The following is a 12,843-nucleotide window of genomic DNA, read 5'->3' as shown; positions in this document are numbered from 1 at the left end:
CGTGGCGGCTCTCCGGGGCTGTGTACGGGGCGCCCCCCGCCGGCGGCGCCCCTCGATGTTACCGACCTCGGCCGGTCGCGTGCTTACCGCGCCCGATCAGTCGTTCGCTTCCTTGGCCTTCTCGGCCAGTGCGTCGACGTGCCCGTCGACCGAGTCCGGCGTGAATCCCTTGATCTTGTCGGCGACCTCGTCGATCTTGTCGTCGGTCAGGAAGCCCTTGGCCTTGTCGACCAGTCCCCCCAGTCCCTCCTTGGCCTCGTCGCCGGTGGCGGCCGCCTTCTCCTTGGCGTCGTCGATTCCCATGCTCGTCTCCTTCGCACCAGGTCGGTCGCGAGACTCGTGCCCCGCCCCAGCGAAACTACCGCCGTCGCGGGCCTCCTTCCACGGGAGGGAGGTCGCCGGCGCCGCCGGTCGGGGTGAGCCTCGGCCCTTCCCTGCTGGTCGGTGAGTCGGGTACGCGGGCAGTGAGGGCCAGAGGTATCCGCTTGGCACACTATTTTCCCACCAAGGAACGTCAGCCCGAAAAGTGTGAGATGTCCGACCCTTCCTCGGAGCCATTCGGGCATGGGCGGCCTTCCCGCCCCTCCTGGCCCGCTGCCATGATGTGCCGCGTGCCGTACACCCCCGTCCACGCCCTGGTGTCCCTCCCCCTCGCCGGTCGCCGTGCCCGGCGTGCGCTCCCCCCGGACCTGCTCCTCTGGGCCGTGCCCGCCTTCACGGTCGGCGCGATGGTGCCCGACGCCCCGCTCTTCCTCGACGTCCTGGTCCCCGGCACCGACGAGCTGGCCCGTCCCACGCACCGCCTGATGGGCGCCGTGACCGTGGACCTCGCCCTCGCGCTCGCGTTCACCGCGCTGTGGGTGCTCGTCGTCCGCGGACCGTTCCTGGCCGCGCTCCCCCGCCGGTCCGCACCGATGCCCGGTAGATCGACACGGAGGGCCCACCCGCTCGCGGTCACGGGGGCCGCCGTCGGGCTCGCCGTGGCGGGCACGCTCACGCACATCCTCTGGGACGACTTCACGCACCTGCGCGGCACCGCGGTCCAGACGTGGGACGTCCTGCGCACGCCCCTCGCGGGCGTGACGGCCTACAAGTACCTCCAGCACGGGAGCTCGCTCGTCGGCTTCGTGACGATCGCGGTCCTCACGGTGCGCTGGTGGCGACGCGCCGAGCAGGTCGCCCAGCCGCAGCACCTGCGCTCCGCGGTGCTCGCCGTGTGCGCGGGGGCGGCGGTCGGGATGGTCGGGGCGGTCGTACGCCTCGTCGCGACCGACCACGCCGTGACCGTCTTCTCCCTCGCGCGCCTGGCCGCGACGTACCCCGTGCTCGGCGCGGGGATCGGCCTCGTCGTCTGGGCCGCCGTCCTGACGACCTCCCGGCACCGGGACCGCCGTCCGTCCTCCGCCCGGGTCACGGCAGGCGTCCCGCCCCGGCGCTGACCAGGCCCGACGGCGTCACGCACGCGACGTCGTCGGGCCCCCTCCCCCGCTGGTCTGCACCCCGTGGGCCTGCGCGGGGTCGGTCAGGCGCGCGGCCCCGCGCCGTGGGGACGATGGGCGCCGCCAGGCGCTTCCGAGCGCCGCTGGGCCTCGTCCGCGACCGTGCGCAGCCGGTCGACGTGCCGGGACCAGGCGGCTGCCGAGCGGGGCGTCAGGTTGTCGTTGTCGGCCCTGAGCCCCGCGCTCCCGTCGGTCAGCTCACGCAGGACGTCCGCGTGGCCGGCATGGCGTGCCAGGTCGCCCGTGACGTGGGCCATGACCTGGAGGAGAGTGACGTCGGCGCGCTCGGCGGGCCACCAGGGGACCCACCCGGTCGCGTCGAGGTCACGCGTCGCGATCGTCTCGTCGGCGAAGGCCCAGACCCGGCGGTAGAGGTCGACGACCGCGTCGACCGGCTCGTCCACGGTGGCCCACATGTCGGCGTCGTCCTCGGCGTCGTCGGCGATCCAGGGCATCTCGTCCGGGCTGGGCCACTCACGACCGAACGTCTGACCGAGATAGCCGACCTCGATCCCGGCGGCGTGCTTGACGAGTCCGAGCAGGTTCGTCCCCGTGGGTGTCCAGGGCCAGCGGGCCGCGCGCTCGTCGAGCCCCTCGACCTTCCAGAGCAACGCGTCGCGCGCCGCCTGGAGATACCGGTGCAGGACGGCCTTGTCGTCGGTCGTCGTGGTGCGCGAGCTCGCCATCGACCGAGTCTCGCGCGGCACCGTCGGCACCGCAACGGCACGTGCAGGAGGCGTGGGAGCACGACCTACGCCCTGGTGTCACCCCGTGGGGGGACCCTGGACGGACCCCACGGACCGACGACCGGTACCTCAGGTGGAGGCCGGAGCCGTGGACCGCGACCTAGCGTCGTGCCATGCCCAACCCCACGCTGATCGGCGACCCGCAGGTCCGACTCGTCCCGCTCCAGGACGACGGCGACCCGCTCGTCGAGCTCACCTGGATCGACGGCCCCGCGAGCACCGCGGCGCGGCACGTGCGGGCAGGTCTCGCCGACCGGCTCCTCGCCGCGCAGCGCACGCTCCCCGACGGGCTGCGCCTCTCGCTGTCCGAGGGCTACCGTCCCGTGCGGTCGCAGGCCGAGATCATCGCTCGGTACACGTCGTCGCTGCGTGCCCGCCGACCGGACCTCGCACCGTGGGAGATCGTGGAGCTCTCGACGCGCTACGTCGCACCGCTCGACGTGGCACCCCACGTGGCGGGGGCCGCGGTGGACCTGACCCTGGTCGATGCCCGGGGCCGGGAGGTCGACATGGGCTGCCCGCTCGACGCGACGCCCGAGGAGAGCGGCGGCACCTGCTACTTCGCAGCCCCGGGCATCGCACCGCAGGCGCGGGCGTACCGCGACCTCCTCGCCCGCGCCCTGACCCAGGCCGGGCTGGTCAACTACCCGACCGAGTGGTGGCACTGGAGCTACGGGGACCGGTACTGGGCGCTCGTCACGGGTGCACCGCACGCCCTCTACGGGCCCGTGGAGCGGTCGGCGGCCGCAGCATGAGCACCGACCTCCTGCCCCGACGCGCCGGCGCTCAGCGGGCGACCGTCGTGAGCCGCCCGACCGCGCTCGTCGACCTCGCGGCCCTGCGGGCGAACGCCCGCACGATCGCCCGGCTCACGGGCAGACCCCTCCTGGCGGTCGTGAAGGCCGACGGCTACGGGCACGGGGCGGTTGCCCTGGCCCGGGCCGCGCTCGCCGGTGGCGCGAGCGCGCTCGGCGTCACCTCGGTCACCGAGGCGGTCGCGCTGCGACGTGCGGGCATCGACGTCCCGGTCCTGAGCTGGCTCAATGCCCCGGCGACCGACTTCCGCCCCGCGCTGCACGCCCGGGTCGACCTCGCCGTCCCGAGTCTCGACCACCTCGAGGCGATCCGCGCGGCCGCGCGACGGACGGGCGTCCCCGCGACGATCCACCTGCACGTCGACATCGGCATGTCGCGCGACGGGGCCGGGCAGGACTCCTGGGGTCGCCTGTGCACCGAGGCGCGCACGGCCGAGGAGGCCCGGGAGGTCGTCGTGCACGGCCTCATGGGTCACCTCGGGTGCGCCGACCGCCCTGGGCACCCGACGACGACGCGCGACCTCGACCGGTTCGACCGAGCGACGCGGGTCGCCCGCGCGGCCGACCTGCGTCCGACCGTCAGGCACCTGGGCGGCACGGCCGCCGCGCTGACCGAACCCCTTGCGCGGCTCGACCTGTGCCGGGTGGGGGCGGGCCTGGTCGGCATCGACCCCGCCGGTTCGGGGGCGCCGCTGCGACCCGCACTGACCCTGCTCGCCCCCGTCGTCGCGGTGCGCGAGGCCCGCGCCGGGCAGCGCGTCGGGTACGGCGACGCGCACGTGCTCCCCCGCGCGACGCGGCTCGCGCTGCTGCCCGTGGGGTACGCCGACGGCATCCCCCGGATCACGTCAGGACGTGCGTCGGTGCTGCTGCACGGGCGGCGCTGCCCCGTCGTCGGCCTCGTCTCGATGGACCAGGTGGTGGTCGACGTCGGGACCCTTCCCGTGGTCGCCGGGGACACCGCCGTCGTCCTCGGACCCGGCAGCGGCGGGGAGCCCACGACCCACGAGTGGGCGCACTGGGCGGGCACCATCGAGCACGAGATCGTCACAGGCATCGGCCCGCGCGTCGACCGCCGCCACGTCGAGGAGGACCACTGATGGGGACCGCTTCCCACGAGACCCGCGAGACCCGCGAGGTCGGGCACGCCGCGAGCGGGCCTGACGGAACCGGGACGGGCGCGCGGCTGCGCGTCGCCGTGATCGGCGGCGGACAGAGCTGTGAGCACGACGTCTCCCTGGCGACCGCGGCGTCGATCGGTGACGCGCTCGTGGCGCGCGACGTCGACGTCGTACGGCTGACGATCGGCCGGGACGGGCGGTGGTCCGACGCGCACGGGCCGCTCGGGGACGGCGTCGGCGTGAGCCTCACGGCCGCCGTCGGGATCCTCAGCGGGTGCGACGTCGCCTTTCCCGCCGTCCACGGCCCTCGGGGCGAGGACGGCACCCTCGCCGGCCTGCTCGACCTCGCGGGGATCCCGTACGTCGGGTCGGGCGTGCGCGGTGGGGCGCTGGCCATGGACAAGTGGGCCACCAAGCTCGTGGCGCAGGCGCTCGGCATCGCCGTCGCCGAGGGGACGCTGGTGGACGCGCGGTCGCCGCTCCCGACGGTCCGGGCGTTCCCCGTCGTGGTCAAGCCCGTGGCGGCGGGGTCGAGCCACGGTGTCGCGGTCGCACGCGACGACGCCGAGCTGCGCGAGTCCGTGGACCGTGCGGGCCTGCTCGACGACCGGGTCCTGGTCGAGGACTTCGTGGTCGGGCGCGAGATCGACGTCGCGGTCCTCGAGAGCGCCGACGGTGCGCGGGTCGTGGGGCCGCCCCTCGAGATCGTGGTCGCGACCGGCGGAGTGTTCGACACGGCCGAGAAGTACGACGGCGACCCGACGTTCCTGCTGCCCGCCCCGGTCTCACCGGCCGAGCAGACGGCTCTGCGCGACGCGGCGCTCGCACTGTTCGACGCGCTCGGCTGTCACGGTGTCGCCCGCTTCGACTTCTTCCTGTCCCCCGTGCACGGACTGGTCCTCAACGAGGTCAACACGATGCCGGGGATGACCGCGACGTCCCAGGTGCCGAAGATGTTCGCCGCGCTGGGGACGCGCTACGAGGACTTGGTCGAGGGGCTCGTGCTCGCGGCCTCGGCGTCGGCCGCCGGACCGGTCCCGAGGAGAGGGCTCGCCGCCTGATGGTCGCCGACGGTCGTCCGTCCGGGCCGGTCGGGCGTGGGAGCATCCGGGAGTGAGCCCGACCCACTCCGTGACGCCTCGCGTCGCAGCCACCTGGCTGGCCCCGACCGTCGCCCTGCTCGTCGTCGTCGCAGGGTTCGTCGAGGTCGCCCGGGACGCGCGGATGACCGACGCGCGCCTCGTCGCGGGCGCCGCGGTCGTCCTGACGACGGCTCTGGCGTGCGCGCTCTTCCGCCGGGCCCCGGGGCTCGCGCTCGGTCTGGTCCTCGTGACCGGCCTGTTCCAGGTCACGACCGGGGCTGCGCTCCTCGCCGTCCAGCTCACCGCTCCCCTCGTCGCCTTCGGGACGTCGCGGTACGGGTCGACGGCGGTCCTGTGGCTCAGCGGTGTCGCGCTCCCGTTCGCCCCGGTCCTCGCGTTCATGTACCTCGGCAGCGACGGCGTGTACGTCTCGAGCGACCTCGTGACGATCCTGCTGTCCTCGGGGGGCGGGCACCTCGTCGGTCCGGCGCTGGTCGGATTCGGGTCGCTCGCGTACTTCCTGCTGCCCTGGTTCCTCGGCCTGGTGCTCCGGGGCCGTGAGCGCACGAGCCTGTCCCGACAGGACGAGCAGGCGGCTCTCGCGGCCCTCGACGAGGCCCGGGAGGAGCGCGCGGCGGCGACGGAGATCGCGCGCCTCCAGGCCGGGAACGCCCGGCTGGCACGCGACGTCCACGACGTCGTCGGGCACTCGCTCGCCGTGATCCTCGCCCAGGCCGAGTCCGCCCAGTACCTCGCCGACGACGATCCCGACGCCGCCAAGCGGGCCATGGCGAGCATCGCGGCCTCCGCACGGCAGTCGTTGCGCGACGTCCGGGCCGTGCTCGGCTCGACCGGGACGCCCACCCCCGCCGGGTTGCTCCCGCAGGGGAGCCTGCAGTCCCTGATCGACGACGTCCGCACCGCGGGCGTCCAGGTCGAGGACGCCGAGTCGGGCGAGCCGCGCGACCTGACCTTCGAGGAGCAGACGGTCGCGTTCCGGGTGCTCCAGGAGATGCTGACGAACGCGCTCAAGCACGGCTGCCGGGACCGCGCCGTCTCGGTCCGCCGGTCGTGGTGCGGTGAGCCGTCACACACCGCACGGACCGGCCCCGCAGGTCGGACGACGTACCTGCTCGTCGAGGTGGCGAACGCCGTATCCCCCGAGACCGAGCGCGGCGTCGGAGGACGCGGGATCGCCGGGCTGCGTCAGCGGCTCGAACCGTTCGGCGGTCACCTGTCGGTCCGCACCGCCCCCCTGCCGGACGGCGGCGCGACGTTCACGGCGAGCGCGTACCTGCCCCTGTCCTGAGGACGGGCCGCCGCAGACCGCACGGCCCACCGCACCACCACCCCCGAGGAGCCGCATGACCACCGCCGAGGACGTCCGGGTACTGCTCGTCGACGACCAGGAGCTCTTCCGGCAGGGCGTCGGGGTGATCCTCGACGCCCAGCCCGGCATCCGGGTGGTCGGGTCGGCGGCGGACGGCCGGGAGGCCGTCCGTCTGGTCGACGAGCTGGTGCCGGACGTGGTGCTCATGGACCTCCGCATGCCCGTGCTCGACGGCGTGGAGGCCACCCGGCAGATCTTCGCTCCGACGCGGGCCGCGGGTCGGACGCGACCGGTCCGGGTCGTCGTCCTGACGACCTTCGACCTCGACGACCGGGCCGCGACCGCGATCCGCTACGGTGCGAGCGGGTTCCTCCTCAAGGACTCGAGCCCCGAGCAGCTCGCCCACTGCGTCCGCACGGTGCACGCCGGCAACGCCGTCATGGCCCCGCAGGACCTGACGACGCTCCTCGACGGCAGGTTCCGCGCCGTCTCCCCGGTCCCTGGGGAGGTCGGGTCGCTCACGACCAAGGAGCGCAGGGTCCTCTCGCTCGTCGCCACGGGGATGTCGAACGCCGAGATCGGGGCACGGTTGTTCGTGAGCGAGTCGACCGTCAAGACGCACGTCGGCGCGATCCTGCGCAAGCTCGACCTGCGCGACCGCGTGCAGGTGGTCGTCTACGCGCACGAACACCGGCTCGTCGACGCCGACCGCTGACCGGCGGCTCGTCCTCCGACCGCGCGTACCAGGCGTGCGGGGTACCAGGAGAACCTCCCGCGACGTAGCGGTCCGGCGTACGTTCGGACAGGACGCGGTCCGCGGGACCGCTTCCGCCAGACCGGTCCCACCGATCGGACGCACCGACCACCGAGGAGCGCGCGCCATGACCGCATCGCCGACGACCGCCTGGACCGACGACGAGCTGGAGCGGGTCGGCCGGGCCGAGGAGCTCCACGTCTCCTCGCTGCGCGCCGACGGAAGCCTGCGACCGTTCGTGACCATCTGGGTCGTGCGGGTCGGCGACGACCTCTACGTCCGGTCTGCCTACGGCCGGGAGAACGGCTGGTTCCGTCGCGCCCTGGCCGACCCTCGAGGCCGGGTCCGCGCGGGCGGCGTCGAGAAGGACGTCGTGTTCGTCGAGCCCGACGGCTCGGTGCACCCGGCGGTCGACGCGGCCTATCACGCGAAGTACGACCGCTACGGGCCGGCGATCGTCGGCTCCGTGACCGGGGCGGCAGGCGCCGCGGCGACGTTCCGGCTCGACCCGCGCCCGTCCTGACGTGCTGCTGAGGGCACGCGCTCACGCGACGGGAGCGTCGGCGTCCGACGACCGGGTCCGACCGCCCCACCGCCCCCGGGACGGCAGTGCGCCCGACGGCGCCACGCGCCACGCGGGAGCGCTTCCACACTCGGGGACGAACGTGGGTAGGGTGTCGGCGTGACGAAGATCTCCCTCCCCCCGCTGCACTGGTCGTCCCACGAAGGCGCAGGTCAGATCGCCGACGACGCGGTGACCCTGACCGCTCCTGCCGGCACCGACTGGACCAACGATGCCCTGGGCGCACCGCCCCAGCACGCGGCCCCGGCGCTGGTGTTCGACGCACCGGCCGAGCTCGCGCTGTCCGCCCGGGTCCGGGTGACGACCGAGCGCACGACGTTCGACGCGGGCGCCCTGGTCCTGTGGGCCGACGACGCGCACTGGGCCAAGCTCTGCTTCGAGCAGGCGCCGAACGGCCGGGCCATGGTCGTCTCGACCGTCACGAACGAGTACACCGACGACTGCAACTCCTGGGACGTCGACGACGAGAGCGTGCACCTGCGGGTCGTGCGGACCGGCCCCGCCTGGGCGTTCCACGCCTCGCGCGACGGCGAGACCTGGGAGTTCGTCCGCCTCTTCCGCCTCTACTCCGACCTTCCGGTCCAGGTGGGCTTCCTGGCACAGGCTCCCCTGGGTACGACGTGCACCGCGGTCTTCGACCGGATCGTGCTCGACGACACCGCGCCCCGCGACCTGCGCGACGGGAGCTGACCTCAGCGCTCGCGCACCGGGTACACCGCGGGGACCCCCGACGGGTCCTCACCGACCAGGCCGTCGATCGACTCACGGATCAGGTCGGCGTGCCCCACGTGCCGGGCGTACTCCTCGATCAGGTCGACCAGGACCCTGCGCAGGCTCGACCGTTCCCCGTCCTCCCCGGCCTCGGGCTGCCAGACGAGACGGCGGTCCAGGCCGCCGTCCGCGAGCGCCTCGTCGATCTCGGCGCGCGAGCGGACGACGGCGGCGCGCCACAGGTCGTACAGGTCTCCCGGCGAGTCCTGCGCGGCCGAGGTCCACGGCCACTGCGGGTCGCGGTCCCAGTCGACCGTGTCCCAGGGTTCCCCGGGAGGGCGCCCGTGGAGCTTGGTCGAGAACCACAGCTCCTCGGTGAACGCGAGGTGCTTGAGGAGCCCGCCGAGCGTGATCGCCGACGCCGCGACGCGTACCGCCAGCCCGTCCGCGTCGAGACCGCCGACCTTCCACGCGAACGTGGCTCGCTGGCGCTCGAGCGAACCGACGAGGGTCGCCACCTCGTCGCCCGCGGCGGGCGGCTCGATCAGGTCGTGCTCGTCCGCTGCCTCGTCCATGAGTCCCTCCCGCGGGGGTGCCGACCGGTGGTTCTCACTGTAGGCAGGCCACCGAACGCCCGCAGTGCGTGAGATCGGTCCGTCAGGGCGTCTGGAGCCGCCGGTCGAGCGCCTGCGCGAGGCGGAGCGAGTCGAGGGCCTGGAACTCCGTGGCGAAGGCGGCGACGTCCTTGGCCTTGTTCGTCTGCAGGTGCCCGATGACCGCCCACTCGACGTCGAGGTCCGCGAGGTTCTCGGACTTCCGCCGGGCCTCCTGCACCTTGTTCTCGCCCCGGCGGACGAGCCCCGCGGCGACGGCCTGGCGGATCCGGTCCTCGGGCACGGTCTTGCTGACCGCCAGCAGCCGTACGGTGGCCGGGTTGCGTCCGGCCTCTGCGGCGGCGGCCACGATCCTGGAGCGCACGGCCCCCAGCGCGTTGGTGAAGTCCGCGACGGTGCGCGCCGTCCGGTAGGGCTGGTCGAGCGGTCGGGCGGTCACAGGTGCCAGCACTTCACCACGGTCCACCTCCGACGGACCGTCGCGACCGGCCACCTCCCCGAGGACGAGCCGCGACACACCGTTCCCCAAGGTCCCCTGAACCGGTGACCAACGTCCCGACCTCAGGGAGGAAGGTCCCGACGCGCCCGAGATTGGCCACTACATGTGGGATCAGACGGGTGTAATTGCTACTACATCTAGTCTTCATCGACGCCCCGGGCTGCCCGTCCAGGCAGGCCCCGAGCGTCACTCAGAGAGGTTGTGGTCGCATGGGCCTGGTCGGGGTCGAGCAGGGCGAGGACGTCACGTCGGGGTCGACGAGCGGCCTCACGGTGCTCAAGCGTGACGGTCGAGCGCTCGCGTTCGACGACTCCCGGATCCACGCCGCGCTCAGGAAGGCCTATGAGGAGGTCCACGGGGCCGCGACGCCGTTCCACGAGCGCGCTCTCGACGCGGTGCTCGACCGGGTGGTCGCGGAGATCTCGGTGCGCTTCGCGAGCGTCGTGCAGATCTACGAGATCCAGGCCGTGGTCGAGCACGAGCTGCTCGAGTCGCGCGAGTACGAGGTGGCGCGCGCCTACATCGACTACCGCGTCCAGCGGGACTTCGCGCGCAGCCGGTCGACCGACCTCAACCACTCGATCGTGGGCCTGATCAGCAAGGACTCGGCGGTCGTCAACGAGAACGCCAACAAGGACTCGGACGTCTTCAACACCCAGCGCGACCTGACGGCCGGGGCGGTCGGCAAGGCGATCGGTCTGCGCATGCTGCCCCCGCACGTCGCGAACGCCCACCAGAAGGGTGACATCCACTACCACGACCTCGACTACCACCCGTACGCGCCCATGACGAACTGCTGCCTGATCGACTTCCGGACGATGCTGTCCGAGGGGTTCCGCATCGGCAACGCGCAGGTCGAGCCGCCCCGCTCGATCCAGACCGCGGCCGCGCAGATCACGCAGATCATCGCGAACGTCGCCTCGAGCCAGTACGGCGGCTGCTCGGTCAACCGGATCGACGAGCTCCTTGCCCCGTACGCCGAGCTCAACTACGCCAAGCACCTCGTCGAGGCCGAGCACTGGCTCCCCGACTCCTCGACGCACGACGCGTACGCGCGGGCCAAGACGGCCAAGGACATCTACGACGCGATGCAGAGCCTCGAGTACGAGATCAACACACTGTTCACGTCCAACGGGCAGACGCCGTTCACGTCGGTCGGCTTCGGGCTGGGCACAGGCTGGCTCGAGCGCGAGATCCAGCGCGCGATCCTGCAGATCCGCATCAAGGGCCTGGGCGCGGAGGGCCGCACCGCGATCTTCCCCAAGCTCATCTACACGCTGCGCCGCGGGGTCAACCTGGAGCCGGGCGACGAGAACTACGACATCAAGGAGCTCGCCGTGGAGTGCGCGACCAAGCGCATGTACCCCGACGTGCTGAGCTACGACAAGATCGTCGAGCTCACCGGTAGCTTCAAGATGCCCATGGGCTGCCGCTCGTTCCTCCAGGGCTGGTCGGACCAGGAGGGCAACGACGTCGTCGAGGGCCGCATGAACCTCGGCGTCGTGACGCTCAACCTGCCCCGCATCGCCCTGGAGGCCCAGGGCAGCCAGGAGGCGTTCTGGGACATCCTGGCTGAGCGGCTCGTGACCGTGCGCGACGCGCTCGTCTACCGCGTCGAGCGTTGCAAGGAGGCCGTCCCCGGCAACGCCCCGATCCTGTACGTGCACGGCGCGTTCGGCGAGCGCCTGGCCCCCGACGACGACGTCGACCAGCTGTTCCGCGACGGGCGCGCGACCGTCTCGCTCGGGTACATCGGGCTGTACGAGGTCGCGGCCGCGTTCTTCGGCGGCGCCTGGGAGGCCGACCCCGAGGCCAAGGAGATGACGCTGCGCGTGCTGCGGACGCTCAAGGAGCACACGTCCGCATGGACGGCCGAGCACGGCTACCAGTTCAGCGTCTACTCGACGCCGAGCGAGAGCCTCACGGACCGGTTCGCGCGGCTCGACCGGGAGAAGTTCGGGGTGGTGGCCGACATCACCGACAAGGAGTACTACACGAACAGCTTCCACTACGACGTGCGCAAGGACCCGACGCCGTTCGAGAAGCTCGACTTCGAGATGGACTACCCGCAGTACGCCTCGGGCGGGTTCATCCACTACTGCGAGTACCCGGTGCTCCAGCAGAACCCGAAGGCGCTCGAGGCCGTGTGGGACTACGCCTACGACCGGGTGGGGTACCTCGGCACGAACACCCCGATCGACCGGTGCTACGCGTGCGGGTACGCGGGCGACTTCGCGCCGACGGCGCGCGGCTTCGCGTGCCCGGGCTGCGGCAACACGGACCCGCGCACGTGCGACGTCGTCAAGCGCACGTGCGGGTACCTCGGCAACCCGCAGCAGCGCCCCATGGTGCACGGGCGGCACGTCGAGATCTCCTCGCGCGTCAAGCACATGGCGGGGGCCGTGAGCCTGGGCGCCCTCGACGAAGCCGGGTCCGCGAGCACCGCGGTCGGCGCCGGCCCCGCGGAAGCCTGAGGACGTCGTGTCGCGGGACCCGCAGCCCGAGTGGCTCGCCGAGCGGTTCAGCCAGGGTCACGTCGCGGACTACAAGCCGTACGTCTTCGTCGACGGCGAGGGCGTGCGCTGCAGCCTGTACGTGAGCGGGTGCCTGTTCGCGTGCGAGGGCTGCTTCAACGAGGCGACGTGGAGCTTTCGCTACGGCGCCCCGTACACCGACGAGCTCGAGGAGCGGATCCTCGCGGACCTCGCGCACGAGTCCGTGCAGGGCCTGTCCCTGCTCGGCGGCGAGCCGTTCCTCAACACGGGCGTGTGCCTGCGCCTCGTGCGGCGCCTGCGCGCGCAGCACGGCCGGAGCAAGGACGTGTGGTGCTGGACCGGCTACACGTTCGAGGAGCTCCTCGCGGGGTCGGGCGACAAGCAGGCACTGCTCACCGAGCTCGACGTCCTGGTCGACGGCCGGTTCGAGATCGCGCGCCGCGACCTCACGCTCCCGTTCCGCGGGAGCACGAACCAGCGCGTCCTGTCGGTCCCGGCCTCGCTCGCCGCGGGTCGCGCGGTCCCGTGGACGGCGGCGCGCGAGGCCCGGTCCGCGTGACGGCCCGATGGCGGCTCGCACCTTTCGTGCAAAGG

At 72.9% G+C, this 12,843-nt stretch carries 14 protein-coding genes; 10 read left to right on the top strand and 4 right to left on the bottom strand.

The features are described from left to right. Nucleotides 1-96 precede the first annotated feature (96 nt). Complete coding sequence (locus ACFRCR_RS11090) at nt 97-303, bottom strand: hypothetical protein (protein WP_377677528.1); 207 nt, start codon at nt 301-303, stop codon at nt 97-99. Nucleotides 304-611: 308 nt separating this feature from the next. On the opposite strand from ACFRCR_RS11090, the gene ACFRCR_RS11085 reads away from it, so the two are divergent. Then, a complete protein-coding gene (locus ACFRCR_RS11085; protein ID WP_377677526.1) occupies nt 612-1,439 on the top strand; it encodes a DUF4184 family protein in 828 nt (275 codons plus the stop codon). A gap of 83 nt (nt 1,440-1,522) precedes the next feature. On the opposite strand, the gene ACFRCR_RS11080 is transcribed toward ACFRCR_RS11085, so the two are convergent. Then, nucleotides 1,523-2,185 (bottom strand): DinB family protein, encoded by a 663-nt coding sequence (locus tag ACFRCR_RS11080; RefSeq protein WP_377677524.1) that lies wholly within the window; start codon nt 2,183-2,185, stop codon nt 1,523-1,525. Between the two features lie 173 nt (nt 2,186-2,358). Here ACFRCR_RS11080 and ACFRCR_RS11075 point away from each other — a divergent pair, with 173 nt between their 5' ends. The 7 genes from ACFRCR_RS11075 (at nt 2,359) to ACFRCR_RS11045 (ending at nt 8,620) form a co-directional block, all read left to right on the top strand. Then, nucleotides 2,359-3,000: a M15 family metallopeptidase gene (locus ACFRCR_RS11075; protein ID WP_377677522.1), complete on the top strand. Its 642-nt coding sequence runs from the start codon at nt 2,359-2,361 to the stop codon at nt 2,998-3,000. Continuing rightward, entirely contained in the window at nt 2,997-4,160 is a 1,164-nt protein-coding gene (gene alr, locus ACFRCR_RS11070) for an alanine racemase (protein WP_377677520.1), read from the top strand. The genes ACFRCR_RS11075 and alr overlap by 4 nt, the downstream gene beginning before the upstream one ends. Beyond that, the gene (locus tag ACFRCR_RS11065) at nt 4,160-5,242 is read left to right on the top strand and encodes a D-alanine--D-alanine ligase (protein WP_377677518.1); all 1,083 of its coding nucleotides are present in this window, start codon (nt 4,160-4,162) and stop codon (nt 5,240-5,242) included. Before alr ends, ACFRCR_RS11065 begins: the two co-directional genes overlap by 1 nt. A 52-nt stretch (nt 5,243-5,294) precedes the next feature. Next, on the top strand, nt 5,295-6,572 hold the full coding sequence (locus ACFRCR_RS11060) for a sensor histidine kinase (protein ID WP_377677517.1): 1,278 nt from the start codon (nt 5,295-5,297) through the stop codon (nt 6,570-6,572). Between the two features lie 55 nt (nt 6,573-6,627). Next, on the top strand, nt 6,628-7,308 hold the full coding sequence (locus tag ACFRCR_RS11055) for a response regulator (RefSeq protein ID WP_377677515.1): 681 nt from the start codon (nt 6,628-6,630) through the stop codon (nt 7,306-7,308). Nucleotides 7,309-7,474: 166 nt separating this feature from the next. Continuing rightward, nucleotides 7,475-7,870 (top strand): DUF2255 family protein, encoded by a 396-nt coding sequence (locus tag ACFRCR_RS11050; RefSeq protein WP_377677513.1) that lies wholly within the window; start codon nt 7,475-7,477, stop codon nt 7,868-7,870. A 159-nt stretch (nt 7,871-8,029) separates the two neighbouring features. Next, a complete protein-coding gene (locus ACFRCR_RS11045) occupies nt 8,030-8,620 on the top strand; it encodes a DUF1349 domain-containing protein (RefSeq protein WP_377677511.1) in 591 nt (196 codons plus the stop codon). A gap of 2 nt (nt 8,621-8,622) precedes the next feature. Here the strand turns inward: ACFRCR_RS11045 and ACFRCR_RS11040 are convergent, their stop codons facing one another. Together ACFRCR_RS11040 and ACFRCR_RS11035 are read right to left on the bottom strand one after the other, a co-directional pair. Beyond that, the gene (locus tag ACFRCR_RS11040) at nt 8,623-9,216 is read right to left on the bottom strand and encodes a DUF664 domain-containing protein (RefSeq protein ID WP_377677509.1); all 594 of its coding nucleotides are present in this window, start codon (nt 9,214-9,216) and stop codon (nt 8,623-8,625) included. A gap of 82 nt (nt 9,217-9,298) precedes the next feature. Continuing rightward, complete coding sequence (locus tag ACFRCR_RS11035; RefSeq protein ID WP_377677508.1) at nt 9,299-9,706, bottom strand: hypothetical protein; 408 nt, start codon at nt 9,704-9,706, stop codon at nt 9,299-9,301. Nucleotides 9,707-9,963: 257 nt separating this feature from the next. Between ACFRCR_RS11035 and nrdD the strand changes: the two genes are divergently transcribed. Then, the gene (gene nrdD, locus ACFRCR_RS11030; RefSeq protein WP_377677506.1) at nt 9,964-12,228 is read left to right on the top strand and encodes an anaerobic ribonucleoside-triphosphate reductase; all 2,265 of its coding nucleotides are present in this window, start codon (nt 9,964-9,966) and stop codon (nt 12,226-12,228) included. Nucleotides 12,229-12,235: 7 nt separating this feature from the next. Beyond that, nucleotides 12,236-12,808: an anaerobic ribonucleoside-triphosphate reductase activating protein gene (gene nrdG, locus ACFRCR_RS11025; protein ID WP_377677505.1), complete on the top strand. Its 573-nt coding sequence runs from the start codon at nt 12,236-12,238 to the stop codon at nt 12,806-12,808. Nucleotides 12,809-12,843 lie beyond the last annotated feature (35 nt).

This window comes from Oerskovia sp. NPDC056781 (genome assembly GCF_042789955.1).
Taxonomy (GTDB): domain Bacteria; phylum Actinomycetota; class Actinomycetes; order Actinomycetales; family Cellulomonadaceae; genus Oerskovia; species Oerskovia rustica.
Note: the sequence above shows the minus strand (reverse complement) of the source record. Positions and strands in the feature narration are given on the sequence as shown.